The organism is Candidatus Eisenbacteria bacterium (genome assembly GCA_035712145.1).
Taxonomy (GTDB): Bacteria; Eisenbacteria; RBG-16-71-46; order RBG-16-71-46; family RBG-16-71-46; genus DASTBI01.
The window spans coordinates 1-26,381 of sequence record DASTBI010000254.1 but is presented as its reverse complement, the minus strand read 5'-3'; the positions used below and the strand labels follow the sequence as shown (position 1 = coordinate 26,381).

The following is a 26,381-nucleotide window of genomic DNA, read 5'->3' as shown; positions in this document are numbered from 1 at the left end:
TTCATCACCGCGCAAGGCATCAGCGACGCGTTCCACCAGGCAGAGCGGTGCGCCCAGGCACTCGACCAATCCTTCACTGGAGCGCGGTCATTCGATGAGGCGATGAAGGAAACGCAGACCCGACGCGACGATCGGGCACTGAAAGGCGGGATCTACGAGTTCACCTGCCAGTTCGCGTCCATGGAGCCGATGCCGCCCGATATGCAGCAACTGCTGCATGCCGTGTCCTCCAATCCCGAAGCGATGGACGGATTCGCCCGGGTGTTCTCCGGGGTCGTTTCACCCGCCGAGTTCTTCTCCGAGGAGAACGTCAAACGCATCTTCGCCGTGGCCCAGTGAACCCTACCTCGCGGCAACGGCCGGGATGACGTATTCCGGCACCAGCTTGCGCTGGATCTGGAACATGACGGGATCCACGTAGTTCCCACCGTAGGTGGCGACGAGGAGATCGAGTTCGGGAATGCCCATCACGACCTGGCCGCCGTTGCCACCGGCGTAGAACGCCTGAATGGTCCGCCCCTGATATGGATACTCACGTATCCACCAGAGATAGCCGTACTTGTTGCTCCCCATCTGCTGGAGCGGCGTGATCGACTTCTTCGCCCATTCCGCGCTCACGACCCGGCGGCCGTTCCAGGTTCCACCGCCGAGAATCAGCTGACCGAGCTTCATGAAGTCGCGCGGCAGGAAGCGCATGCCGCCACCCATGTAGGGATCGCCGAGAGGCTGGAGGTTGAGCCAGTAGCGCCGGATCTGGAGCGGCTCGGCGACGAGCTCGTGGAACGCCTCGGTGAGGCGGCGTCCCGCCGCCTCGCGCATCACGGCGCCGAGGAGATTGGGCTGCATGCTGGCGTACACCGCCTTCTCACCCGGCTCGCGAACCATCTTCAGGTCATAGGTGATCTTCCACCAGTTCCGCTCCCCGCTCTCCTGGATGCGGTCTTCATGGCCGACTGAGTTGTCGTCGCTGTCATTCGCATCGAGACCGGAGCTCATGGTGAGCAGATGCTCCGCGGTGATCTTCGCCTTCCGCCGATCGAGCTCGGCAGGCAAGGCGCCGCCGTTCAGCACCTCGTAGACACGCGATTGCGGAGTGAGCGGAACGCCAGCCTGCACCATGGCGCCGAACAGGACGGAGGCGGCGCTCTTCGAGGCGGAGCGCGTGTCGTGCGGCTTGTCGCGGTTCTCGCCGTGGAAGTACTCCTCGAGCACCAGTTTTCCGTGCCGCGCGATCAGGACGGCGTGGATGTCCGGAACGCTCACGCTGTCGATCGGCATGTCGACGATCCAGCGCACCAGCCGCTCGAGCGCGTCGCGCGACAGCCCGACCTCCTCGGGCGTCGCGACGGCCCAGCCGTCGTCGAGCGCGGGTGGCGATTCGTAGCGATACGAGGCGCCGACGCCAGGACGGGATCGCGGATAGAAGTCCGACGCGGCGCCGGGAGCCACGCGCCTCAAGTCGTAGGTGCCGCCCCGCAGCGGCAGGGAGAGCACCCCGTCGGCGTAAACGCCTTCGCTGAGGACCTCCGCCGGCTTTCCGTTGCGCGGCTCTCCGAGGAGACGGACCGTCTTGCCACTGCGCTCGAGGGTGGAGACCCGCATGAAGTATCCGGCATTTCGCTCAGGGTTCTTGATGAAGGCGCGCATCCTGCCGTCGGCACGCGGCTCGACCCTGAGGTACATCGTCATCTCCTCGTCCTTGGGTTCGACCTCGCCGCGCCACTGCTCGGCCTTGCCCATGCGGGTGAGCGTCAGGGGCGAGGCGTAGCGGTTCTCGTGCTGGAAGTGCCCGACGATGCTCTGTCGCTTCGCCACGAAGCGCCCGCGGAATCCGCCGCGACCATCGGGAAGCTCGAAGGAGAGGGTGTCGCCTGCGCTCTGGACCTCGGCCTCACGCCCCGCGACCTCGGCGCGCCAGCCGCCGGACGCGGCCGCGCCCCCGGCGCCTGATGCAGTCGGTGGTGAGGGGAGGCGCTCGATGAGAAGAGGGCCGCGGAGGTCGGGCCCGAAGCGGAGCTTCGCCTCCCAGAGTCCTGCCATCTCGCGGGCATCGGGCCTGGCCTCAGGAGAAGTTTGGGCGAGGGAGGAGTTTGGAGCGTTTGATAAGAGAGCGGCCGTGACGAGAGGCAAGAGAATGCGCAGCATCATGGCGGTTCCTCCGGATTCCTCTCTTGGACGCATCCGGCCTCGAATTGGTTGTAAGGACTACTCTCCCAGGGAGAGCAGAAAGTTAAGTCGCTCAATTTTCGAAGGGCGCTTGTCAGGACCTCTTTCCTGGCCCAAGATCGATGCCCCACCTGCTGAACCCAAGTTCCACGAGGCGTCCATGGAGCAGGCCACCGAGCTGAGCCCATTCGAGTCCGAGGTCGTCAGCCGCTTCGGAATCCTGCCCAACTTCTTCCAGTCGGCCAAGGCGGCGCCGGAGCTCATCCAGGAGTTGTGGGGGTTCGCCAAGGCCGGGTATCTCGACAACCCGATGCCCTCGCTCTTCAAGGAGCGACTCTTCGTCTGGCTGTCCCGCTTCTGCCCCATGCGCTACTGCATCGTGCGGCACGTGGGCTTCCTCCTGGGCCATGGCCACTCCTCGGGCGATCGCAGCGTGCGTCTGCAAACGACCGATGAGGTCGTTCGTCTGTTGAAGATGCCGACGCCCTGGCATCGCGACATGGACGGCGTGTATGCGGCGCTCGAAGGTCTTCCTGCGGCTCTGGCCGCCTGGCCCGAATCGGGCACGGCGATGGAGGATCGAGTCTTTGCTTGCGCGGCGCTGATGTTCGTCGAGCCTGCTCGCAGCGAGCGAGCGAGCCGCGCAATCCTGCATGCCTTCGGCGCGCGGCAATTCGAGTTCTTCAGTGGTTGCCTCGCTTTCATCCGCACCGCGCACTACTGGACCATGCTGCATCCGGAGATCGAGTCGGAGGAGGACATGCTCCTCCTGATGCGCGGCCACGCGGAGCTCGGTCGCCTGCTGCTCGAAGACGACGAGGCCGAGCGGTGCGAGATGGGCCAGCGGATGTTCTCGGAGTTGGCGGAGCTCCGTGGCCTGCACGAGCGACGCGATCTCGAGAAGGCGAAGCGGGCGCTCGAGGAGAAAGACCGCCAGAAGGACCAGTTCATCGCCGTGCTCGCGCACGAGCTGCGCAACCCGCTGGCGGCGATTCGAACGGTCGCGGATGCGATGCGGCTCCTCGGCCTCGACGACGCTCAGTTCACGCGCCTGCAGGAGCGGTTGGACCGGCAAGCCACGGCGATGGCACGCATGCTGGACGACCTCCTCGATGCGTCGCGCGTAGCGTTTGGCAAGGTGTCCGTGACGATGGAGCCCGTGGATCTGAGAAATCTGGTCCAGGAGGCTTTCGACGAGCAGGACATGCGCATTCGAGAAGCCGGTCTCCGCCTCCAGACGCGGATCGCGGAACGGCCATGCTTCGTGCTGGGGGACCGCGTTCGCCTTCGCCAGATCGTCGACAACCTGCTCGCGAACGCCATCAAGTACACGCCTTCAGGAGGCTCGATCGCCATCGAGCTTGCGATCGATCGAGGCCTCGCGGTCGTGACCATTGAGGACACAGGGGTCGGGTTCGACGCCGACTTCGCGGACAAGCTCTTCGAACCCTTCACGCAGCACGAGCAGGGACGGGACCGAATGCAAGGCGGGCTGGGCCTGGGACTGGCGATTGCCAGCCGTTTGGCCCAGCTTCAGGGGGGATCGATCTCGGCGACCAGCGATGGACTGGGGCGAGGAGCGCGATTCGAGTTTCGGATGCCTCTCAGCCAGCAGGTCGTGACGGTCTCGGGCGACTTCAGCACGCCCTTGGTCGTCACTTCCATGCGCCCGAAGCTGCTCCTCGTCGAGGACAACGAAGACGTCGCGGACGGTCTGGCCGAAATGCTGCGAATGGACGGGTTCGTCGTGAGCGTCGCTCATGATGGACCGTCGGCGCTCAAGGAAGCACTTCGTTTGGTCCCGGACGTCATCCTGTGCGACCTGGGCTTGCCCGAGGGCATGGACGGCTATGCGGTCGCTCGCGCGTGCCGTGCCGAGCCCATGCTGCAGTCGGTTCGCCTTCTCGCCGCCTCGGGCTACTCCGCCGCCGACGACCACAAGAACGCCAAGGCGGCAGGATTCGACTGCCTGTTGACGAAGCCCGTCACGCTCGAGTCGCTCAAGGCGACGCTGAACGGCTAGCTTCGTCCCAACTCAGGTCGTCGAAACCCGACACCGCCGGCCGGCCGGTGTCCGGTCAACGGCTGATCACCACGCTCCGCGTGTGGCGGCCCTCCGCGGTCTGCAGCACGCACCGATAGACCCCGGTTGGCGCGAGTCGACCGTCTGAGGTGCGGCCATTCCAGGTGGCCACGTGCGAGCCGGGTGCCGCCTCTCCCCGGAACAACACAGCGACCCTGCGACCGCTGATGTCGTAGACGCCGAGATCGACTGCGCCGCGGCGCGCGATCGAATACGTCACCCGAGTGAAGGTGCTGAACGGGTTGGGCGCGGCCATGAGCTGATCAGGCCCCTTCTGCGCCGAGCCGTCCACACCCGTGACGTAGTTCTCCGCCCACGACACGTTGTCGTAGTAGATGGAGGAGCCTTGGCTGCTCGTCGCGTTGTTCAGAAACCCGAACTGCAGGATCTGACCGGCCAGGCTGGGGTCGATCGTGATCGCGAGCCAATAGGTGCTCCACGTGGCGGCGATGGAGGTCATGTTGACCTGCTTGAAGTTGGTCAGCGCATAGGTGGGGGGGCTGAGGGTCTTGATGAACGCAAGCGCCGTGCTGCTCCCGGTGAGATTGCCGGGCTTGGCATCGAACGCGAAGAGCCACCGTTTTCCGACATCGCCCGCGACGATGGTCTGCTCGTGGAAGACATTCGATTCCACCCTCTGACCTGCGGTGTGGGCGCCGACATTGTTGTAGTCGCTGTAGACGCTCAACTGCTGGTTCCCCTGCGCGGTGCCGCCTTGGCCGGCCACGATTCCACAAAATGCGTAGCCGTCGAGCGGCTCGGCCCCGTCGTTGGGGGCCGGGTACGGGCCGTAGCCGTAGAGCCATGTCATCCCCGTCGGATCGAACACGTTCCCGTAAACCCACCAAGCGTCGGCCGAGAGGGCGGTCGGAGACGTCAGGACGAGGGACTCGAAGTTCTGCGAATAGGGCGCGAGGGCGGCGTGGCTGCTGGCATTGACGATCAGCGCGAGCACCGCGAGCAACACGGTCAAGGCTCGGTGTGCCATTTCAGTGACCTCCTTCGCAGTCCGCATACGTGACGCCGATTGGGTCGCGAGGCGCCCAGGACATTGGTGCCTCGCCAGGATCTGTCTGGTCCCGGCTTCCCGTTGACAGGTACGAGCGGATGGTAGAGTATGTTCGGCGTCCGAACAAAGTTCTTTTTCGAGGGCCGACCCGGAAACCTGGACAAGGCTCGTCGGCGGGAGGAGCCGCCAGTCGCGGCAACCGCTTCGGGTGGGTGGCCCAGAGCCTCGAGCGCGGAGCCGGCATCGATGGTCGCCAGGATCTTCGTTGTCTTGGCCGTGGTGGTGTGGGAGCTGGTCCAAGCCGGCCAAGTCCTGGGTCAGTGCATGCTGGCCAACCCCAGCTTCGAGGTGCCTGGGTCCGCAGGGTCCACATTTGGCGGCTGGAACCAGTTCGGTACGGTCGGTTCTTCGTCGACCGCGACGCATGGGCACGCCGCGGCGCGAGTCACGAGTCCCAACATCGGCAACTGGGCGGTATCCGCCTACTGGCAGCGCCTCGACACCGCTCCGGGACAGCGATGGGCCGCTTCGGCGCGGGTGTGGCACTCGCCCTCCAGACCCCTGGCCGGCCAGTCGCGCGCGATCTTGAACATCGAGTGGCGCAACGCCAGCGGCGACCTGATCAGCTACGAATCGCACACCGTGGCCGATGCAGCCACGCCCCCGGGCCAGGTGATCGAAGTGTCGGCCATGAGCCAATCTGCTCCCGCAGGGGCCGTGGCGACCCACTTCCTGCTCGGCGTTCTCCAGGGTCCGACGGATCCGGTGGCCGACGTCTTCTACGACCAGGCAACCTTCGACCACTTGGGCCCGCCGACCCTGGAGGAGCGACAGTGGCTCGACTTCCCGGGCGGCCGCACGCTGGACTTCAGCGGCAGGACGTGGCGCGTGAAGGGACCTGGCTACTACGGACCCGGGCCAAGTCAGTTCTGTGATGGGTCGAGCTGTGTCTGGCTGGACACCGACGACCGTCTGCACCTGACGATCAAGAGGATCGCCGGTACCTGGTACAGCACTGAAGTGGCGCTGGTCGACCCCCTGGGTTACGGCGACTACATCTTCACCACCGTGGGCCGTCTCGACCTGCTCGATCCCGCCGTCGTGCTGGGCTTCTTCCTATGGCAGTACGGTCCCTGCTACGACCCGGGGAACGCATGGTGGAATCCCTACAACGAGTGCGATGTCGAGTTCAGCCGCTGGGGCACCGCGGGGAGCGACGTGGGCCAGTTCGTTACCCAGCCATACAATTACCCGGGGAACGCAAGTCGATTCGACGCCACGTTTGCCGACGGAGAGCGGACCAGTCACGCATTCCGCTGGCTCCACGATCGCATCGAGTTCAGGAGCTGGCGTGGCGGGCCGCTCGATGAATCCCCCGCGAGCCTCATCCACTCGTGGACCTACAGCGGAGTCCATATTCCGCGCGCGGAGCAGCCTCGCGCGCACATGAACATGTGGCAGTTCAATGCTGCTCCGTCGACCAACCAGGAAGTCGTGATCGAGGAGTTCCGTTTCGTTCCCCACGAGGTGGTGGGGGTATTGCCCGATCTCCCCGCGGCCGGTCGGGCTGCGACGCTGTTCCGTTCACGACCTAGCCCCTTCCACGAGCGCACCACGATCCAGTACGCGCTGCCGGCCGCTGGGCGCGTGGAGATCACGATCCACGACGTGGCGGGGCGTCGGGTGCGGACGCTGGTGAACGCCCTCACGCCGGCCGGAATTCACGAAGCGGTGTGGGACGCGCGAGACGAATTCGGCACGCCGGTCTCCCCGGGCGTCTTCATCGCTCGCTTGCGGTCGGGCGGCGCCGTCGAGACACGGCGGCTGGTTCTCTTGAAGTGAGCTCGTGGATCAGGGCCGTGACCGAGCGAGCACACGTCGTGCGTCGGATGACGATCACCGCCGTCCTCGCGATCCTGGTGACCAGCACGGCAGCCCGCGGGGAGGCGCCCGTGTCAAGCGCTGGTGATTCGAGCGGAAGGGCTGCGGTGCCGTGGGCCCGCGAGGAGCCGTTCGTGAAGCGGACCTTCCACCCGTTCATTGGTGAGCGCTGGATCGGCCAGGCGATCGCGTACGGTCCCCATCGGGATGGGCAGAGGCCCGGCGGACCGGCGCCCACCCAAGCCGAGTTACGCCAGGACCTCCGTCTGATGTCGAGGCACTGGAGCCTGCTGCGCCTGTACGGCGCGGTGGGTCCCGCGGACTCGATCCTGCAAATCATTCGAGACGACAGGCTCTCCATGAAGGTGATGCTCGGGGTCTGGATCGCACCCGAGTCTCCCGCGACGGAGGCAGCGAATCGAGGAGAGATCGAGGCCGCCGTGCGCCTGGCCGCCACCTACCCCGAGATCGTCGTCGCGCTGAGCGCCGGCAACGAGACTCAGGTGTCGTGGTCGGACCATCGCGTTCCGCCGGAGCAGCTGATCGCCTGCCTGCGAGAGCTGAGGACCCGCGCGCGCTTGCCGGTTACCACCGCCGACGACTTCGCCTTCTGGAAAAGCCCCGGGAGTCGAAGCGTGGCTGGCGAAACCGACTTCATCGTCACCCATCTCCATCCGCTCTGGAACGGGCAGCAGCTCGACAAGGCGCTGGAGTGGACTCGTAGGACGTTCGACGAGGTGCGGACCGCTCACCCGGATCGGGCGGTCGTGATCGGCGAAACCGGCTGGGCGACCCGGAGGCACAACGAGGGCGACCAGGCCAAGCTCATGAAAGGCCGCCTGGGAGAGGGCGAGCAGAAGAGATTCCACGACTCCTTCACCGCATGGGCGCGAAAGGAGCGCGTGGTGGGGTTCTTCTTCGAGGCCTTCGACGAGAACTGGAAAGGTGGGCCACACCCGGACGAGGTCGAGAAGCACTGGGGCCTGTTCCGGGCCGACCGCAGCCCCAAGAAGGCGATGACGGATGGACGTTGACGCGCTGCTCGGACGGGAGAGTGCGGAGGCGACGCCGGATTTCGCCTGCAGGAAAGAGCCGGCTGGGGAATTCACGATGCTGGATGGGGAGCCCTACTACCGGATCGCCGGCGTGGACCGGGTCCCCACCTTTCTGATGACCCTGGCAAGCGACTCCGATCTGTGGATGTTCATCACTTCACGCGGGGGCTTGACGTGCGGGCGGAGGGATCCCGACGGAAGCCTGTTCCCGTACGAGTCGGCCGACAGGCTCAACGACGGGCACCTGCACACGGGCCCCATCACCGTGATGGAGGTGCAGCGCGGAGACGACTCACCGGTCTTCTGGGAGCCGCTCGCACGCTGGAACGAGAGTGGCGAGGCGGAGCGCAACCTATACAAGAACGTGGTCGGAAACCGCCTGGTGTTCGAGGAAGTCCATCGCAGTCTTGGCCTCGTCTTCAGCTACCGCTGGTCGGGCAGCGACGAGCTCGGCCTGGTTCGGACCGCCACCTTGGAGAATCGGGGCGCTCGGCGGGTTTCGGTTCATCTCTTGGACGGCTTTCGCAACGTGCTGCCGTACGGCGCGCCGCTGACGCTCCACCAGCACTCCAGCAGCCTGATCGACGCCTACAAGCGCACGGATCTCGATCCCGCCACAGGGCTCGGGACGTACTCGCTCACCTCACGCGTCGTGGATCGCCCGGAGGCCGCCGAGTGCCTGAGGGCGAATATCGTCTGGTGCCAGGGACTCCACCCGCTCGAGGTCTCTCTAGGGATCGACGCAGTGGAGGCGTTCCGCCGTGGGGAGCCGGTTTCGACGGACCGGACGTCGACGGGCCGGCGCGGCAACTACTTTGCCGTCTCGACCATCCAGCTCGCCCCCGGAGCGCGGACGAGCTGGCACCTCGTCGCCGACGTCGGCCGGAGCCATGTCGAGATCCAGGCGCTTCGGGCGCGCCTCCTCGATCACTCTCACGGGGAGGTGGAGATCGAGCGCAGCCTCGTGCAAGCCAGCGAGAATCTCACCCGTATCGTCGCCAGCGCGGATGGCATCCAGCTCACTGGGCGCCGAGAGGCCGCGACGAACCACTTCGCCAACGTCTTGTTCAACACCATGCGTGGAGGGGTGTTCACGGGAAACAGCGAGATCCCCGCCGCCGACCTGAAGCGGTTCCTCGACTCCTGGAACCGGAACGTCTCGGCGCGCCATGACACTCTGCTCCGGAGCCTGCCGGGGGAACTCACGGTGGGGGATCTCCTCACCGTGGCCGCGCAGTCGGGTGACGCGGATCTCGAGCGGCTCGCATACGAGTACCTGCCCTTGTACTTCGGACGCCGTCACGGGGACCCGAGCCGGCCATGGAACCGGTTTTCGATTCACGTCCGCAACCCCGACGGGAGCCGCGCGCTCCGATACGAGGGCAACTGGCGAGACATCTTTCAGAACTGGGAGGCGTTGGCTCATAGCTTCCCGGAGTTCCTTCCAGGTTTCATCGCCAAGTTCGTCAACGCGTCCACCGTGGACGGCTTCAATCCCTACCGAATCTCGCGGGACGGTGTGGACTGGGAGGTCGCCGACCCTCACGACCCGTGGAGCCACATCGGGTATTGGGGCGACCATCAGATCATCTACCTGCTCAAGCTGCTGGAAGCGCTGACCCGGTACGCCCCGGATGCGCTCGAGCGGTTGCTCGAGCGCGAGATCTTCAGCTACGCGGACGTCCCCTATCGGCTCAAGTCTTACCGGGAGATCCTCGCCGACCCACGATCCACCGTCGAATACGACGCCGGGCAGGCCGCGCGGGTGGCGGCTCGCGAGCGAGACGTTGGAATCGACGGCCGCCTCGTTCCAGGCCCGGATGGAGCGGTTTACCACGTCAGCCTGCTCGAGAAGCTGCTGGTCCCGTTGCTCGCCAAGCTCTCAAACTTCGTTGCAGACGGCGGGATCTGGATGAACACCCAGCGGCCCGAGTGGAACGACGCGAACAACGCACTGGCCGGGTACGGAGTCTCCGTGGTGACGCTCTGCTACCTGCGGCGGCACCTCGAGTTTCTCGAGCGGCTCATCGGGTCCCGCGGGGCCGCCACGGCACGTGTTTCGCTGGAAGTGGTGGCGTGGCTGGGGGTGGTTCGTTCCATCCTGGACGTGCATCGACCGCCTTGCGATGGAGGGATCGAGGCCGATCGGGACCGAAAGAGGATGCTCGATGCTTTGGGTGCGGCATTCGCGGACTACCGCTCCCAGGTGTACTCGCATGGCTTCTCCGGGAAGCGAGAAGTCGTGTTCTCCGAGGTGGCCGGTTTCCTACGCCTTGCGCTCGAGCATGTGGATCACGCCGTCCGCGCCAACCGGCGAGACGACGATCTCTACCACGCATACCGGATCCTCGAGCTTGGTCCCGACCAGGAGGAGGCACGTTCGCGGCCGCTCAGCGAGATGCTCGAGGGTCAGGTGGCGGCGCTGAGCTCCGGCCTGATGAACGCGGCCGAGGCCGTGGAGCTCCTCGTCAGGCTCTTCGAGAGCCGGCTGTTTCGGGACGATCAGCGGAGCTTCCTGCTCTACCCGGAGCGGGAGCTCCCGTCGTTTCTGGAAAGGAACAAGGTCCTGCGCGAACGCGCGATCGCGGTACCGCTGCTGCGGGAACTGCTGAAAACCGGAGAACGCTCGCTGCTGGAGGAAGACGCCTTCGGCGTTTGCCACTTTCACCCGGACTTCAGGAACGCGCGAGACCTCGAGTCTGCGATGGACCGGCTGTCCGGACAGGAGCGATGGTCAGCTTTCGTGCGCGCCGATCGGAAGGCTGTCCGGGATCTCTTCGAGGAGGTCTTCCACCACCACTCTTTCACGGGCCGCTCGGGCGCCATGTACGGATACGAGGGCCTGGGTTGCATCTACTGGCACATGGTCGCGAAGCTCTTGCTGGCCGTTCAGGAGCACTTGCTGCGGGCCATCCGCGACCGAGAACAACCTGCAGTCGTCGAGGCGCTGGGACGTGCGTACTTCCGGATCCGCGGCGGACTCGGGTTCGAAAAGACTGTCCTCGAGTACGGTGCGTTTCCCACCGATCCGTACTCCCACACGCCCCGCCATGCGGGGGCGCAGCAGCCTGGAATGACCGGGATGGTGAAGGAGATGATCCTAACCCGGTTCGGTGAGTTGGGTGTCCAGGTGGCAGATGGCGCCGTGGCCTTCCGGCCGGTGCTGCTCCGGCGGGATGAATTTCTCTTCGAGCACTCGATCCTCAGGAGCTATGACGTGGCAGGGAACCCTGTGACGGTGGATCTGCCGGCCGGGGCGCTTGCCTTCAGCGTCTGCCAGGTCCCCGTCGTTTACCGGCTGACCGGTACCGAGTTGTGGATCCAAGTCACCCGGCGCGACGGGGCCACTACGACCCGAGACGGGGACCGTCTCGACGCTCCCCTCAGCCGGGCGCTCTTCAGGCGGGAGGGAGACTTGGCGCGGATCGATGTGGGTGTGCCCGAGGGAGTTCTCTGGAGCGGATAGGCGCCGCTTGCCCTCGCGCCTGGCTTGACACCAATCCCCATGCGACTCCACTATGTTCGCGCACCGAACAAAGTCGCCGCCGCCAAACCGAGGAAGCTCGATGGCGATCGCCGAGATGAATTCGAGACCGCCCCTGCTCGAGGTGCGAGGAGTTCGTAAGGCATTTGTTTCCAGGGGAGTGTTTGCCAAGGCCCATCGCATCGTAGCGATAGCGGATTTCAACCTGAGAATCGATCGCCAAGAAGTCGTGGCGGTGGTGGGCGAGTCCGGCAGCGGGAAAAGCACGCTGGCGCGGCTGATCCTGCGGCTCGACAGCCCCGACGGCGGTGGAATCCTACTGGACGGCGAGGATGTGCTTCGTCGTGAGCGGGGAGGGGCGACTCGCGCGTATCGCCGCCGCGTTCAGATGGTGTTCCAAGATCCGTTCGGGTCGCTCAATCCGGTGCACGATGTCGCTCATCACCTCATCCGTCCCCTGGCTTGCCTGAGACGCCTGCGACCCGACACCGGCGCGAAGGCCAGCGCAGCCGATCTGCGCGTGCGCGCGCTCGAGCTCCTGCGCCGGGTCGGACTCGAGCCCGCCGAGGAGTTCCTGCAGCGCCATCCCTACGAACTGTCGGGAGGCCAGAGACAGCGCGTGGCGATCGCACGTGCGCTCGCTGCGGAGCCCGATTTGCTGGTGGCCGACGAGCCAACCTCGATGCTCGACGTCTCGATCCGCATGGACATCCTCAAGCTGCTGCTCCGACTCAAGAGGGATTCCGGTCTCGCGATCCTCCTCATCACGCACGACCTGGCCTCGGCGCGTTTCCTCGCCGACCGAATCGTCGTGTTGCGACATGGAGCGGTCGTGGAGGAAGGAAGCGCGGAGCAGGTGGTGGGTTCCCCGCGCCACGAATACACGAGGGCGTTGCTGGCAGCGATTGCCGAGCCGCCTGGAGCCGCTGCCCGATGACGTCCACCGGGAGCGGCCGCTTCACCGATCCCCTCGGTTCGACGCCACTCCTGGTACTGGGGCTGGTTGCGCTGGCCGCTGCGTCATCGGTGGACCGTGCGCGCGCCGCGGACACGGCACCGGCCGAGTCGGTGCGGGTCTTGACCGACGCGGATGGCTCTCGTCTGCGGGTGGGGGGACGCGACTTCATGATTCGTGGCATGAACTGGGATTACATCCCGATCGGGGACAATTACATGTTCGACCTGTGGGCCCAGCCAGAACAGGTCATCGTGACGGCGCTCGAGCGCGAGATGTCGCTGCTGCGGAGCATGCACGCCAATGCGATCCGGCTCTATACAGGCATCCCGCCCCGGTGGGTGAAGTACATCCACGAGCGGTACGGCATCTACGTGATGCTCAACCACCCGATGGGGCGCTATGGCTTCACCCTGGATGGCGTGTGGCATCCCTCGGTGAATTACTCCGATCCGGCGATGCGGGCCGCCCTCAAGGCGGACGTCCTGCGTGAGGTCGAGCGCTACCGCGGCACCCCCGGCGTGCTGATCTGGCTGCTGGGCAACGAGAACAACTACGGCCTTTCCTGGAGTTCTTTCGAGATCGAGGCTCTCCCCAAAGGCGAGCGGGAGGCGGCGAGGGCCCGTCACTTGTACTCGCTGTTCGAGGAGATCACGGTGGCCATCCACGCCGTGGACTCCACCCACCCGGTCGGCATTGCCAACGGAGACATTCAGTACCTGGACCTGATCGCGCGGGAGTGCAAGAGCATCGACATCCTGGGCACCAACGTGTATCGCGGCGTTTCCGTGGGCGACCTGTACCAGAAGGTCTGGGATGCGACCGGCAAGCCGGTGCTCTTCTCCGAGTTCGGATGTGACGCCTTCAATGCACGCGAGGGCCGGGAAGACCAAGCGATGCAGGCGCGGTACCTGATCGGGCAGTGGCGCGAGATCTACGAGCAGAGTGCCGGCAAGGGCCGGGTTGGAAACGCAATTGGCGGCTTCGTGTTCCAGTGGAGCGATGGCTGGTGGAAGTACGGTCAGGACAGCCGCCTCGACGTACACGACACCCACGCTTCGTGGCCGGACGGCGGTTACGTGGAGGACTTCGTCGCGGGCGACAACAACATGAACGAGGAATGGTGGGGGATCTGCGCCAAGGGCCGGCCTGACGACCGTGGCCTCTTCGAGTTGTATCCGCGGGCCGCGTACTATGCCCTGCAGCGTTGCTGGGCGCTCGATGCCTACGCGCCCGGCACCGACCTCCGCGCCATCGACGCTCACTTCGCGGGCATCGACGCCACGTCGGCCGTACAGCAGGCGCGCGGCGACAAGGCGCAGGAGACCGCCGACATTGCCGGCAAGGCGCGGGTGAGCGGTGTTCGGATGGAGTTGCAGACCATCAGCACAGGCGGCCGGCGCATTACGACTCCGCCCGCGTCCCAGCCGCAGACCGATCTGCCGTCGTTCCTGGGCTACGACCGGATGCAGTCCTTCTACACCGACTTCGAGGCCCATCCAACCGGCAACGTCACCGGTGCGCTCTCCGTCAACATTCTCGGCCATGTCGCAGCCAATCCGATCAACGAGATCTTCTACGAGAATCGCGGTCGCACCCGCAGCTTCTGGGTCGACAACGAGTCGCAGCCGATCGAGGGCATCGAACGGGTGAAGGTCTACCGCGCGTCGGTGTCCTGGGAAGCCCCGTCGTTCCAGCTCGGGGGGTTCTACCGCACCGGGCACTACCACTGGGGCTATGAGGGCGACTTCTTCGGCCTCTACCGTGAGGCCAACTACGGCCAGAACATCGACATCTACAACGGCGAGGCGCCCTTCGGCTTCGAGATGACCGGCAAGCGCGGCCTGGCCGGCTGGAAGTTCGCCTACGGCCAGCAGCTGTGGTGGGGCGCGAACCCGGCGGTCATGGCCAGCTACCGCCGGGCCGTGCGCGGCGTGACTGCGACGGCCATCTACCAACAGGACATTTCGTCACAAACCAACATCACCAGCTCGGCGTTCATCCCGACCCCGCGCACGCACAAGGGCACGTTGGTGCTCGAGAAGACGCGCGGGCCCCTGGCGCTCACGGTCGGCGGCATCTGGTCTGGGGCCAACAAGGTTGGGCAGCCCTTCTACTTCATCAAGGCAGACAGCCTGGCCTACCTGGACGAGATCTTCGAGAGCGACGCCTTTGGCGCCAAGGCCAAGCTCACCTATCAGAGCGGTCGGATGTTCTGGTACGCGCTTGCAGCGCGAATGGGGTTGGTCGCCGACGGGGGGCCCACCGCGGTCATCACCTTCACGAACTGGACGCTCAAGGACTGCGGCACCGGCAACCAGACCAACGTAATGAGCGGGCTGCTGTACAACCTCGGCACGTTTCAGGTCGGACCCAATGTCCTGTGGCAGAAGCCCATCATGGGTCCCATCCCAGCGGGATCTCCTTCGCCGGCGATCCCGCGCAATGCGCTCGACGACCCGTTTGCGGTGCGCACCAACCGCGAGATGGTGGGCGCCGAGCTGATGCTGAGCTACGACCCCACACCCGCCACGTGGATGTGGGCATGGGACAACGACACGCGCGAGGACGCCCGGTTCGCGGCCAGCCTCGATTTCACCTATCGGCACATGCCGACCACGATGGACGCGGCCAACGCCATCTTCGATATCGGAGGCGTGCTGCAGGTGGGAGCGTTCCCGGGCGCGACGCCACCCCGCGACCTGTGGGAGCTGCGCGCACGCGTGGTGTCGAGCCTGGGCTCGCGGCGGCGCCTCGTGGGAACCGCGTTCATCGGCGACGGCGAGCCCAACGGTGACGACCCTCGCCTCGTCCACCGCTTCGGCGCCGATGCACGGCTGGCGATGGAGTCCTGGGTCGTCAGCGGCGGCGTGCATGTCAACGACTGGGGGCCATACGACTACCACCGCGACTTCAACGGCACCTTCCCGCTTCAGCTCACCGGCGACTTGGCGTACACGCTGGGGATACCGAAGTGGTGGTACACGAATCCGCAGACCAGCCTCGGGCTGAGGGCCATCTACCGCACCCTGGACGTCAACTCGCCGCGTTATTTTCCCGATCCCGGGAGCAGTGCCAAGGGCCAGGAGTGGGAGGTCCGGTCGTATCTCACGTTCGCGATGTGAGGCGCTGGGGGCCCATCGCCTACGTCCCCAGGGGACAGGCGGCGAAGTGGCCCGGGGTCACCTCGCGGAACTCGGGCGGCCGCTCTCGACACGCCGGCACCGCTAGCGCGCAGCGTGGGTGAAACCGGCAGCCTGCCGGCGGATTCATCAGGCTAGGAGGCACGCCGGGGATGCTCGTAGGCTGGGCGGGACCGCTTCGAAGACGTGGGAAGGCGCGCAGCAGGCCCTGCGTGTACGGATGGGCGGGCGCACCGGCCACCATGGCCGCTGGGCCCAATTCCACCATCCGTGCCGCGTAGAACACCGCGACGCGGTCCGAGAACTCCAGCATTCGCGCCAAGTCGTGGCTGATGAACAGCACCGCGAAGCCGAGCCGGGCCTGGAGCCCACGGATCTGCCGCAGGATCTCACGCTCCAGGATCACGTCGAGCGCCGTTGTGGGTTCGTCCAGGATCAGCAGCGCCGGTTCGAGCGCCAGCGCCATCGCGATGTTGACGCGTTGCCGCATGCCGCCCGAGAGCTGATGCGAATAGGCGCCGAGCCGATCGGCGGCGATCCCCACCGATTCGAGCAATCTTCCGGCTTGCTGTCGCGTGGCCTTGCGTCGGGCGCCGGTGTGAGTGCGAATGACGTCCTCGATTTGCTCCCCCACCGGTATCACGGGGTTCAGCGCGTCCATCGCACCCTGGAACACCATCGCCATGCGTCGCCAGCGGATGCGCCGCAGCTCCATCTCCGACATCGCCAGCAAGTCCCGGCCCTCGAAGCGGACCGCGCCGCGCGAGATCACCCCCGGAGGCGGGAGCGTTCGCAACAGCGCATGGGCGAGCGATGATTTGCCGCAACCGGACTCGCCGGCAATCCCCAGCACCTCGCCTGACGCCACGTCAAGGGACAGCGAATCCACCGCGCGCACCGGCCCGCGCTCGGTGATGTAATCGACGCACAGGTCGCGGATCGAGAGCAGAGGATCAGGCATCGTCCCTCACCACGGGAGTCGAGTGTCCGGCCGGGCGCCCGCGACGTGCCAGGTACGCCCGCCAGACGCGTTCGACGCCCAGGCGCGGGTTGGTGATCTCGTCGAAGCCCGAGTTGAGCAGGGTGAGCGCGAATCCCACCAGCGCCACGCAAAGCCCGGCAGGCACGAACGTCCACCACGCGCCGGTCAGCAGGGCGGAGTCGTTCTGGGCCCAGTAGAGGATGGTGCCCCAGGACACGCGCGACACATCCCCGAGCCCGAGGAACTCCAGTCCGACCTGGGCGCCGATGGCGTACACCGTGCTGCCGACCACTTGAGCCACCAGGATGGACAGCATGTTGGGCAGGATCTCCACCCGGAGGATGTTCAGGTTGGATTGGCCCGCCACCACGGCCGCGGCGACGAAGTCGCGCCGTCTCAGTGCGAGCGTCTGCGAGCGCACCACGCGAGCGTTCCATGCCCAGCCCGTGACGATGAGCACGACCGCCAATGCGGTGGCGCCGGCCGGAAGATAAGCCGCGATGACGATCGCCAGCGGCAGCCCCGGCAACACCAGGAACACGTTCGTCGCCACCGAGAGCACACCGTCCACGACGCCGCCGAAGTAGCCGGCGGGCACGCCGACCAGGGCGCCCAGCAGCACCACCGCGAGCCCCACCGCGAACCCAAGCAACAGAGAGACGCGCGTCCCTACGACGAGCTGCGCCAGCATGTCCTGTCCCTGGCCGCTGGTGCCGAGCGGGTGCGCCCAGGACGGTGGCTGAAGCGGGATTCCCACGGGCGCCGATGGATCGCCAACGAACCACGGCCCAGCCACCGCGACCAGCACGAATATCGCCAGCAGACAGGCGCCGGCCAGGCCTTTTCGGTCGCGCCGGATCGCCCGCGCCCAAAAGGCCAACCCGCCGGCCGGGACCTGCGCGCCGGTCACGACGTCGAATCCCGGGCGCGTGGGTCGAGCCACAGGATCGCGAGGTCCACGATCCAGTTCGCGCCCAGCACCGCCAGCGTGATGACGAGGAAGATGCCCTGCATGAGCGGATAGTCCTGATTGCGCACCGCCTGCACCAGCAGGTAGCCCTGGCCTGGATAGCTGAACACGATCTCGGTGAGGAGGGTGCCGCCGAGCACGAAGCCGAGCGCCATGCCGAGGCCCGTCACGCTCGGCAGCAGCGCGTTGCGCGCCGCGTAGCGCAACACCACGCGCGCTGGATGCAGGCCCTTGGCATGGGCGAGGCTCACGAAATCGGAGCCCAGCACCGTGATCATCGTGTTGCGCATGGACAGCAGCCAGCCGCCGACGGCGGCCAGCGCCACGGTGGCGATCGGGAGGGCTGCGTGGCGCAGCACATCGAGAGCGAAGGCCGCGGTCCAACCCGGGATCGCATCGTCCGAGTACGCGTGGCCGAGCGGGAACCAGCGCAAGCCGAAGCCCAATACGTAAAGCGCTGCCATGGCGAGCCAGAAGTAGGGGAACGATCCCAGGAACACCAGGCCCGAAGGCAGCCAGGTGTCCAGGACGCCGCGTCGCCACCACGCCGCCGCAATACCCAGGAGAGTGCCGACCCCGTAGCTCACCAGCACCGCGCTTCCCGCCACGAGCAACGTCCAACCCAGGGCGGTGCCGATCAGCTCGGAAACCGGCGAGGGGAAGTAGGCGAGCGAGATCCCCAGCTCGCCGCGGAGCAGGTGCGAGAGATACGTGAGGTACTGGCTCCAGAGCGGGGCCTCGGTGAGTCCGAACGCGGCCCGCAGCGCGTCGATGGACTCGGGTGAGAGCTTGCCTTTGAAGCGCGCGAACAGCGTCGTCGCCGGATCACCCGGCATCAGACGTGGCAGGATGAAGTTCACCGTCACCGCCGTCCATGCTGCCAGCGCGTAGAAGCCCAGACGCTTCAGCAGGTAGCGCATCCGTTACCTCGGGCGCAGCGTCGTGAGCACGAGCAGGATCTCGCCGCGCTCCATCTTGTTGGGCGACGGGTCCGCATAGGGATCCGCGGCAGTCGGAAAACCCGTGACGCGGGCGGTGTTGAACTCGGCCCACGACGGGTTCGGATAGAGCGGGATCGCGGGCGCCTCCGCGACGAAGATGCGCTGGAGCTCGCCCGACAGGCGGAGCTGTTCGGCCGGATCGGCGGCGCGCTCGAAGCGCGCCAAGGCGCGGTCGGCGGCCGGGCTGGAGTAGCGATGCCAGTTCCCGGGCGCGGCTTGGCCGAGCGGTTTGACGGTGGTGGACGACATCAACCAGCGGTACAGGTGGTAGGGGAGGGGACCCTCGATGGACCAGCCCAAGCTCATGTCGAAGTCGCCCTCCTGCACCTTCTGGAACCAGGCCCCGAAGTCGTAGGTACGCACCGCCGCCTGGATCCCGACCGCGCGGAGATTGCGGGCAATGATCTGCGACGCGCGAACCCAATCCGACCAGCCCGAGACACACAACAACTCGTATCGCCACGACCGCCCTCCGGTCAGGCGGCGCAGGCCGTCGTGGCCACGCGGAAACCCGGCCGAATCGAGCAAGGCGTTGGCGCGCGGCACATCGAATTTCACCCAGTCACCACCCGTGGCGGCAGCCGAGTCGCGCCACGCAGCGTAGGACTCGCTCATGCCCGTGGCGTCCGCGGGGTGGGTGTAGCGGAATGCGGCCACGTCCACGATCAGCGGCCGGTCGATGGCCATGCTCAGCGCCTTGCGCACGCGGACGTCGTCGAAGGGGGCGCGCTGCGTGTTCAGGTAGAGGTACACGACGCCCGCCGTGAGCGGGAACCAGTAGGCATGGTGCGCCGGGTTTCGCTTCACGAACACGCGGTCGATGGCGGGTATGAAGTTGCCAGCCCATTCCACCTCGTCGAAAACCAATGCCAGGTTGGCCCGGTCGTTCGACGGGTAGGCCGGGAATCGCAACGCCCTGAGAGCGGGACGGCCCGGTTGCCAGTAATGTGGGTTCCGACCCAGTTCGTAGACCTGGTCGCGGAAGGTGGTCACCTCGGTGAAGGGTCCGGTCGCGACCGGGCGCGGGTTGGCGAATGTCACCGGGTCGGCCACGCTCTTCCATACGTGCTCGGGCACGATCAGCTGTGCGGCGAGCTCGTCGAAGCCGGGGATGAAGACGCGCTGAAAGTGAAAGTCCACCGTGTGTCCGTCCACGAGCCGGACATCCTCGAGAAAGCCCCACACGCCACGCCGGTCCAGGGCGCGGAAGCGCCGAAGCAGGTCGAAGGTGAACGCCACGTCGCGGGCCGAGAACCGTGCCCCGTCGGACCAGCGAACGCCTACGCGTGTCGTGATCCGCAGAACGCGGCCGCCATCGCGCCACTGGAATGCGGTGGCCAGCCACGGCACTTGCGCCGACCTCACACTGTTGAACACGAACAGCGGCTCATACACGCCGGCCAGCGTCGGCCAGCGCGCTGCGGCGGCGGGGGTGAGAGGGTTGAAGTTGCGCACCCAGGAAGACGTCTGCTCCTGGGACACCACCAGCACGCCAGGAGGGAGCGGCCGGACGTCGCCGGCACAGGCCGCCAGCCATGAGGCCAGCGCGACCGCAGGCACAAGCCGACGGGCCGCCGGCCGGAGCGTCAAGGCTCGACCTTGTACACCCGGACGTAGTCTACGAGCAGCGTCTGCGGAAACGAGGTGCTCGCATCCGGATTGCCGACAAAAGTCCCACCCACCGCGAGATTGAGCATGATGTTGAAGGGGTGATCGAACACCCAGCGCGCGCCCCGCGGGAGGTCGGCTGGTTTGAGAGTCTGATACCTCACCCCATCGACTTCGTAGGAGATCTGATTTGTCTCCCACTGCACCGCGAACACGTGGAAGCCATCGTTGAACCCTCCGCTCGGAAGGGTGAACGCGCGCGTGAGTGCCTGGCCACCCGAGTACCCCGGCCCGTGCAGCGATCCATGAACCACGGCGGGCTGCTGGCCCCGGTACTCCATGATGTCGATCTCGCCACAGGCCGGCCATCCCACGGATGCCACGTCGGAGCCCAGCAGCCAGAAGGCCGGCCACAGGCCGCGTCCAACGGGCATCCGTATGCGTGCCTCGAACCGTCCCCGGGTCTGTCCGTAGCGGCCGCGCGTGGTGATGCGGCCCGAGGTGAAGGAAGAGCCGTTGTATTCCTCGCGGTGCGCCGTGATCGCCAGATGTCCCTGCCCATCGTGCGAGACGTTGATCGGGCGGGCCGTATCGTACTCGAGCTGGGAATTGCCCCAATCGGTTCCGATGTCGTGCGTCCATCGGGTGGAATCGGGTGGCGTGCCCCCCGGGCCGTCGAATTCGTCGGACCAGATCAAGTCGCCCACGGTGCCTCCACCCACTCCACCGCCATTCGGGGCGCCGGTGGGCGGGACCCCCACGGGGCTGTCGCCGCATCCTGAAAGCGCCAGCGCGGCGAAGCACAAGGTCGCGAGCGCGGGAAGCCGTCCCATGGCGTCCCTAATGTGCCCCCGGCGCCGGGAACATCCGCGGGTTGGCCAGCGCTTCCTTGAGCACCAGAGTCGCCGCGCCCACCGCCACCGAGCGTGGCCCGAGCCCGCTCATCACGATCGACGGGCCCACGCCGCCGCTCACGCGAGTCCGCATGCGCACCGTCTCGCGCAGCGGATCCAAGAACCGGTCCCCGAGTGTCGTGATACCGCCACCGACGATCACCACGGAGGGATTCATCAAGTTGAGCATTCCGGCGACTGCGACGCCCAAGTGCTCGGCCGCCTCTCGCGTGACACGCATCGCCAGCGGGTCGCCCGCCAAGGCAGCGGCCTCGAGCGTCGTCATCGTGATCTCTCCAACCAGCATTCCTGTTGCCTCTGCCTCGCGGAGTTCCTTCGCACGCCTGACCAGGGCCTGCGAGCCTACCAACAGCACGAGACATCCCCTGAGCCCGCACACGCACATCTCGCCATCCGGGTCCAGTGACAGATGGCCGATCTCACCGGCGAAGCCGGTGGCGCCGCGATACAGCTCGCCGTGTATCACATGCCCCGAGCCCACTCCGGTGCCCACCTTCACATAGGCGAATTCCGAGATCCCGCGGCCCGCCCCCCACCATTGCTCAGCCAATGCGCCCAGATTGGCGTCGTTGTCCACCATCACCGGGACGCCGAAACGCTCGCGCAGCTTCTCGATCCCACTCGTCCCGCGCCACTCCGGAAGCACCACTTCGGAGAGTGCGAACGGATTCCGCGGGTCCACCGGACTCGGCACCCCGACCCCGATCCCGACGAGTCTACGGGCGCCGCCCTTGCGCGCCCGCAGCGCGGTCGCGCACAGCTCCGTGATCAGCGCCCGCGTCCCTGCGGGGTCGGAGCGCACCGGGTGGTCGCGGAGTTCCCAGTCCAGCACCCGACCCCGCAGGTCGGTGAGCACCACCGCCACATGGGAGCCGCTCATCTCGACGCCGAGGATGCAGCACGCGTCGTCTCGGAAATGCAGCATGATCGGCCGCCGTCCACCGAGCGACTCACCCGGGCCCGCATCGACCACCATCCCGGTCGTCAGCAGCGCGTCCACGATCTCCGATACCGTCGAGCGCGAAAGCGCGGTCCGGCGCGCGATCTCGGCGCGCGAAATGTGACGCTCCTGCCAGATCAGGTTGAGCACCGCGTCCGCCAGAGGTCGCGGCCTGGCCGGATGTGCCTTGGCGCCCTTTCGGCGCGGCCGGCGACGCGACGCGATCTGGTAACTCGTCATCCGCTCATCCTCACTTGTGGAAGTAGATGTTATCGACGAAGGCAGTGCCCACGTCCCCGGAGAGGATCAGCTGTGCGAGGTGCGCGCGGTTCACGAGTCCGATGAACGAGGACAGAGGCAGCTCGAGATGGGTCCATTGCCCAGGCTGGAGCGCCGGCGTGCTGCCCGCGGTGAACATCAGCTCGTGTTCGCTGTCATCACCGCCACCGAAAAGGCCGTTGGCGCCGAAGTCGACCAACTTCACCTTGAAGACGTTGCCACTCGGCACCCACACGTCCATATGGAAAGCGGTCATCGCCGAGGCGTCGATCAGGTGGCCGGAGAAGTCGGCCGCCGCATAGGACGTGATCGTGTACAGCTTCATGTTGTCGCCGCCGATCGTGACGTCGGAGACCTCGGCAAAATCCCAGCTCGTGGACCACTGGTCCACCGTCACGTTGGGATAGACCATCGTGAGCAGCGAAATCACGTTGGCGACCGGCAACGTGGGGCGAGGAGGGGCCGAGAGCGGCGCGGCCTTGGCGTGCACCGTGATCGCCCCGTTCGCGACCAAGGTCCCACGCTTCGCGGTGATGATGGCGTCCCCAGATCCCACGATGCTGACCACGCCTTCGCCGCCCTTGGCGACCGCCTCGTTGTCGGAGAGGAACGTGAAATAGGCTGGGCCACATCCAACCACCCGGTCGACCCCGCTCACGGCGAAGGTCACCTGCGTACCGGTCACCTCGAAGGGCACCCCCACGTATGGGGTCCTTGTCTCGGTCGGAATCTGGGGTCGCGGGTTGGTGACCGTGTCCAGGTACTCGAACATCACGTCATCCAACCAGATCGTGCTGCCGAGGCCGTTCTCGGGCCCCTCGGCGAAGTAGAACAGGCCGCCTTCGTCGGTCAGACGCTCCGGGAACGGAATCGGAACGACATACTTCGCCCAAGTCACTCCGATCGGCAGATTCAGTGTCCACGCCTCGTAGGTGGTGCCCCATGTGGCGTCGATGCCCAATCCCGCCTTGTCCAGCGTGATCGGGTGGTCCGCCTTGGCCCAGAAGCTCAGCGCATTGAAGACCGAGAGGTCGCGCTTGCGGGTGGTCGCGAAGGTACCGCCCGCCCCCCACTGGTTGGGGGTGCCGGCGGGAGGCACCGTCACCTTGAGGGAGGCCGTGCCGTCGTACCGGTTGGCGGCGCTGGTGTCCTGGTCCACCGCGTCGAACTTGGACCCGGCGAACGCCCGGTAGTCGACGCCCTCGCCGAATTCGTCGTCGAACACCACGGGATCCTTGATGGAAGGGGCCAGGATGCCTTCGTGCTTGGAGCAGGCGTTCACCATCATGAGGAGGGCCGAAAGGGCGGCTAGTCGTCCAGCGACAGAAGACATCGAGCCTCCGAACCCATGGTCCATGGAAACATGGTTGAGCCACCCCTGGCCCACAGGGGCGCCTCCCCCCGGGACCACTTCGTTCGGGCGCCGGGCCCGCTTTGTTTGACTATCGAACAAACAGTGCGCCGGAAAGTCTCGAAAGTCAATGCCTGTGCCAGCCAGTCCTGGCGGTCCAGAATCGCCGGGAGCTTGTTTTTACTTTGTGCGGTAACCGAACATAGTCTAGGATCTCGTTGCAAGAGTGAGTGGTCGGCCGGGAACCCGAACCTGGCGCTGCTGGGCCAGTTGATTTTCGTTTCACCATGCACTCCATCGGAGGGTGATCTCATGAGACTCCCCACCATCCAAGTCCTGACGGCGGCCGTCCTGCTCCTCGCACCGGCCGTAGGACGCGCCGATCTGTCCCCCTACGCGCAAACTTTCGAAGGCCTGGTGCAGTCGGATCCGGGAGCCCTCGCCGGCAACGGCTGGCTCGTGTTCGCGAATGTGTTCAGCCCGGATCACTCGACGTACTACTACGGCTACGGTCCGTTCCCCGCGCCCAACGGGGGGCCCGGCTTTTCCGGGATCGACATCGGCCAGGGGAGCACCGACCAAGGCGTCCAGCAACTCGTCGTCTATAACGACTACAACAACGGGCATCACGCGGCAGGGTTCCAGATCGAAGCAAACGTCTTCCAGCAGCAGACGATCGGCGCCCCGGACGTCGGCAATACGTGGGTGTTCCGGTTCGACGCCAAGCTGGGGAATCTGATGCCGCCATCGACCGCGCTGGCGTTCATCAAGACGCTCGACCCCAACAACGGCTACGCGATGACGAACTTCATCACGTTCGACACGACGAACCTGCCCACGACCTGGAGCACCAATTCGATCGCGATCTCGATCGGGCCCAGCCTGGTCGGTCAGATCTTGCAGTTCGGCTTCGCCAATACGGCGTCGAACTACGTGGGCTCCGGAGTGTTCTACGACAATCTGTCGTTTGCCATGCCCCCGGTGCCAGTCGAGTTCGACTTCGCTCCCGGGACGCTCAACCTCACGTCCAGGGGGGTGTGGGTGACCGGGTACGTCGAGCCGCCCGCTCCCTACATGGCGAGCGACATCGACGTGTCGTCCGTTCTCCTCAATGGCTTGGTGCCCGTCGATCCGTCGGCCCCGAGCGAGCTGGGTGACTACGACTTCGACGGGATTCCGGACCTGATGGTGAAGTTCGACCGGCTGGCGGTGCAGCTCGTCTTGACCGAGGGGGACCAGGTCCCGGTCGAGATCACGGGCACGATCGGCGGCCGCTCCTTCGCGGGCACTGACGACGTGCGCGTTCGCCAGGCCGCCATCACGGCGCCCACCGCCGGCAGCGTGCTGAGCTCGGGCGGTGTAACGCAGGTCATGTGGGAGGTTCCGAGCGGCGTGACCGCCGAGTCCGTCGCCCTCTACTACTCGAGCGACGGCGGGAGCCACTGGACGTTGGCGGCCGACGGTCTGCCGAACACCGGCAGCTACGAGTGGACGGTGCCGGCGGAAGCAACCGACGCCGCGAAGGTCGCGATCGTTCTGGTCGAGTCTGCGGACGCCGAGGGCGCCCTGATGGCTGGCGTGCTGGGCGAGAGCGAGGCATTCCGGATCACCGGGACGGTGGGCGTGGGAAATGGCGGGTCGGTCGCGTTCGCGCTGCGTGGCGTCTTTCCCAACCCAGCGAAGGATGTGCTGCGCGTGAGCTTCAGCCTCCGGAACAACTCGGCCGCGACTTTGTCGCTGTTCGACGTGACTGGCCGTCAGGTTGCGGAGCGGCGCGTGGACGGGCTGGGTGCGGGCTGGCACGTGATCGAGCTCGGCGGCTCGCGCCTGCCCGCCGGTGTCTACGTGATCCGTCTGACGCAGGGGGGCCACACCCTGGCTGCGCGGGCGGCTCTCGTCCCGTGACCGACAGGTCCTGACTGCAGCTTCGGTTTCCTACGGCCACCTCCCGGGGTGGCCGTAGCGCCGGGTACCGGATGGCCACGAGGTCGTACAGCTGGACAGCGACTCCCGCGGCAGCCCGAAGATGGAATCGATGATGATTCGAAGTACCAGAACACTCGCCCACCCGAGGCCGCCCGCCAGAAGCGACCATCGCCAGACGCGACCGGGCAGGGAGTGAGCACGAAGATTGGTTCGCCGAGACTCAGCTGTGGACTGAGGCCACCCTTCCCCCCGCAAGTAGCGCCAATAGAGCCACAGATAGATGGCAACCAGCGGGACCGACCACGGGAACCGAAGGCGCGAGCGCGAAGTTGACTCTCAAGAGACTGCCGCAGGGACGGTGGCCATGCTCATCACGAAAGATCCGACGATCACCGCACGCAGGATGATTGGAAGCCGCGCCCACTGCAGCTGCAAGTCCCATGGATCCTCCGGTATGGATGCGTGCCGAGTTGTGTCCCCCAGCATGCTACCGCGCCGGCGTTCCGCTCGAACCGCCGCCCACGACTGAGGTAGGTTCCCGGCATGCCTCTGGCCGCCGGCGCTCGGCTCGGACCCTACGAGATCTCCGCTCCGCTCGGTCACGGCGGCATGGGCGAGGTGTATCGCGCCCGTG

General features: G+C 66.3%; 17 protein-coding genes. 8 read left to right on the top strand and 9 right to left on the bottom strand.

Features of this window, described 5'->3' with window-relative positions; translation table 11 throughout:
- Nucleotides 1-339, top strand: a 339-nt coding sequence (locus VFQ05_18105; GenBank protein HET9328683.1) for an oxidoreductase, incomplete at its 5' end; no start/stop codon positions are given.
- A gap of 3 nt (nucleotides 340-342) precedes the next feature.
- Here the strand turns inward: VFQ05_18105 and VFQ05_18100 are convergent.
- Complete coding sequence (locus tag VFQ05_18100) at nucleotides 343-2,040, bottom strand: serine hydrolase (protein ID HET9328682.1); 1,698 nt, start codon at nucleotides 2,038-2,040, stop codon at nucleotides 343-345.
- Nucleotides 2,041-2,326: 286 nt separating this feature from the next.
- Between VFQ05_18100 and VFQ05_18095 the strand changes: the two genes are divergently transcribed.
- A complete protein-coding gene (locus VFQ05_18095; GenBank protein ID HET9328681.1) occupies nucleotides 2,327-4,189 on the top strand; it encodes a hybrid sensor histidine kinase/response regulator in 1,863 nt (620 codons plus the stop codon).
- Nucleotides 4,190-4,244: 55 nt separating this feature from the next.
- On the opposite strand, the gene VFQ05_18090 is transcribed toward VFQ05_18095, so the two are convergent.
- A complete protein-coding gene (locus VFQ05_18090) occupies nucleotides 4,245-5,237 on the bottom strand; it encodes a FlgD immunoglobulin-like domain containing protein (GenBank protein HET9328680.1) in 993 nt (330 codons plus the stop codon).
- 267 nt (nucleotides 5,238-5,504) lie between these two features.
- Here VFQ05_18090 and VFQ05_18085 point away from each other — a divergent pair, with 267 nt between their 5' ends.
- From VFQ05_18085 to VFQ05_18065, 5 genes are read left to right on the top strand one after another with little or no spacing between them, the layout of a single operon-like run.
- On the top strand, nucleotides 5,505-7,100 hold the full coding sequence (locus VFQ05_18085) for a FlgD immunoglobulin-like domain containing protein (protein HET9328679.1): 1,596 nt from the start codon (nucleotides 5,505-5,507) through the stop codon (nucleotides 7,098-7,100).
- A gap of 17 nt (nucleotides 7,101-7,117) precedes the next feature.
- Nucleotides 7,118-8,173: a glycosyl hydrolase family 17 protein gene (locus VFQ05_18080; protein HET9328678.1), complete on the top strand. Its 1,056-nt coding sequence runs from the start codon at nucleotides 7,118-7,120 to the stop codon at nucleotides 8,171-8,173.
- Nucleotides 8,163-11,660, top strand: a complete 3,498-nt coding sequence (locus tag VFQ05_18075; protein HET9328677.1) for a hypothetical protein — start codon at nucleotides 8,163-8,165, stop codon at nucleotides 11,658-11,660. Before VFQ05_18080 ends, VFQ05_18075 begins: the two co-directional genes overlap by 11 nt.
- 52 nt (nucleotides 11,661-11,712) lie before the next feature.
- Nucleotides 11,713-12,615: an ATP-binding cassette domain-containing protein gene (locus VFQ05_18070; protein ID HET9328676.1), complete on the top strand. Its 903-nt coding sequence runs from the start codon at nucleotides 11,713-11,715 to the stop codon at nucleotides 12,613-12,615.
- Complete coding sequence (locus VFQ05_18065) at nucleotides 12,612-15,758, top strand: glycoside hydrolase family 2 TIM barrel-domain containing protein (protein HET9328675.1); 3,147 nt, start codon at nucleotides 12,612-12,614, stop codon at nucleotides 15,756-15,758. The genes VFQ05_18070 and VFQ05_18065 overlap by 4 nt, the downstream gene beginning before the upstream one ends.
- Before the next feature lie 19 nt (nucleotides 15,759-15,777).
- Here the strand turns inward: VFQ05_18065 and VFQ05_18060 are convergent, their stop codons facing one another.
- The 7 genes from VFQ05_18060 to VFQ05_18030 are packed head-to-tail and all read right to left on the bottom strand — an operon-like array spanning nucleotide 15,778 to nucleotide 23,803.
- Nucleotides 15,778-16,737 (bottom strand): ABC transporter ATP-binding protein, encoded by a 960-nt coding sequence (locus VFQ05_18060; protein HET9328674.1) that lies wholly within the window; start codon nucleotides 16,735-16,737, stop codon nucleotides 15,778-15,780.
- Nucleotides 16,730-17,701, bottom strand: coding sequence for an ABC transporter permease (locus VFQ05_18055; protein HET9328673.1), 972 nt, complete (start codon nucleotides 17,699-17,701; stop codon nucleotides 16,730-16,732). The genes VFQ05_18060 and VFQ05_18055 overlap by 8 nt, the downstream gene beginning before the upstream one ends.
- Complete coding sequence (locus VFQ05_18050) at nucleotides 17,665-18,648, bottom strand: ABC transporter permease (protein ID HET9328672.1); 984 nt, start codon at nucleotides 18,646-18,648, stop codon at nucleotides 17,665-17,667. Before VFQ05_18050 ends, VFQ05_18055 begins: the two co-directional genes overlap by 37 nt.
- A gap of 3 nt (nucleotides 18,649-18,651) precedes the next feature.
- A complete protein-coding gene (locus VFQ05_18045) occupies nucleotides 18,652-20,319 on the bottom strand; it encodes an ABC transporter substrate-binding protein (protein HET9328671.1) in 1,668 nt (555 codons plus the stop codon).
- Nucleotides 20,316-21,170 (bottom strand): glycoside hydrolase family 16 protein, encoded by an 855-nt coding sequence (locus tag VFQ05_18040; protein HET9328670.1) that lies wholly within the window; start codon nucleotides 21,168-21,170, stop codon nucleotides 20,316-20,318. Before VFQ05_18040 ends, VFQ05_18045 begins: the two co-directional genes overlap by 4 nt.
- Before the next feature lie 7 nt (nucleotides 21,171-21,177).
- Complete coding sequence (locus tag VFQ05_18035) at nucleotides 21,178-22,431, bottom strand: ROK family transcriptional regulator (GenBank protein ID HET9328669.1); 1,254 nt, start codon at nucleotides 22,429-22,431, stop codon at nucleotides 21,178-21,180.
- A gap of 10 nt (nucleotides 22,432-22,441) precedes the next feature.
- Complete coding sequence (locus VFQ05_18030) at nucleotides 22,442-23,803, bottom strand: hypothetical protein (GenBank protein HET9328668.1); 1,362 nt, start codon at nucleotides 23,801-23,803, stop codon at nucleotides 22,442-22,444.
- A gap of 330 nt (nucleotides 23,804-24,133) precedes the next feature.
- Here VFQ05_18030 and VFQ05_18025 point away from each other — a divergent pair, with 330 nt between their 5' ends.
- Nucleotides 24,134-25,726, top strand: coding sequence for a T9SS type A sorting domain-containing protein (locus VFQ05_18025; GenBank protein ID HET9328667.1), 1,593 nt, complete (start codon nucleotides 24,134-24,136; stop codon nucleotides 25,724-25,726).
- The last annotated feature ends 655 nt before the right edge of the window (nucleotides 25,727-26,381 follow it).

Coding starts and splice junctions, on each gene's coding strand:
- VFQ05_18100 (HET9328682.1), bottom strand. CDS start 2,040: ATGGCAGGACTCTGGGAGGCGAAGCTCCGCTTCGGGCCCGACCTCCGC.
- VFQ05_18095 (HET9328681.1), top strand. CDS start 2,327: ATGGAGCAGGCCACCGAGCTGAGCCCATTCGAGTCCGAGGTCGTCAGC.
- VFQ05_18090 (HET9328680.1), bottom strand. CDS start 5,237: ATGGCACACCGAGCCTTGACCGTGTTGCTCGCGGTGCTCGCGCTGATC.
- VFQ05_18085 (HET9328679.1), top strand. CDS start 5,505: ATGGTCGCCAGGATCTTCGTTGTCTTGGCCGTGGTGGTGTGGGAGCTG.
- VFQ05_18075 (HET9328677.1), top strand. CDS start 8,163: ATGGACGTTGACGCGCTGCTCGGACGGGAGAGTGCGGAGGCGACGCCG.
- VFQ05_18070 (HET9328676.1), top strand. CDS start 11,713: ATGTTCGCGCACCGAACAAAGTCGCCGCCGCCAAACCGAGGAAGCTCG.
- VFQ05_18065 (HET9328675.1), top strand. CDS start 12,612: ATGACGTCCACCGGGAGCGGCCGCTTCACCGATCCCCTCGGTTCGACG.
- VFQ05_18060 (HET9328674.1), bottom strand. CDS start 16,737: ATGCCTGATCCTCTGCTCTCGATCCGCGACCTGTGCGTCGATTACATC.
- VFQ05_18050 (HET9328672.1), bottom strand. CDS start 18,648: ATGCGCTACCTGCTGAAGCGTCTGGGCTTCTACGCGCTGGCAGCATGG.
- VFQ05_18040 (HET9328670.1), bottom strand. CDS start 21,170: ATGGGACGGCTTCCCGCGCTCGCGACCTTGTGCTTCGCCGCGCTGGCG.
- VFQ05_18035 (HET9328669.1), bottom strand. CDS start 22,431: ATGACGAGTTACCAGATCGCGTCGCGTCGCCGGCCGCGCCGAAAGGGC.
- VFQ05_18030 (HET9328668.1), bottom strand. CDS start 23,803: ATGTCTTCTGTCGCTGGACGACTAGCCGCCCTTTCGGCCCTCCTCATG.
- VFQ05_18025 (HET9328667.1), top strand. CDS start 24,134: ATGAGACTCCCCACCATCCAAGTCCTGACGGCGGCCGTCCTGCTCCTC.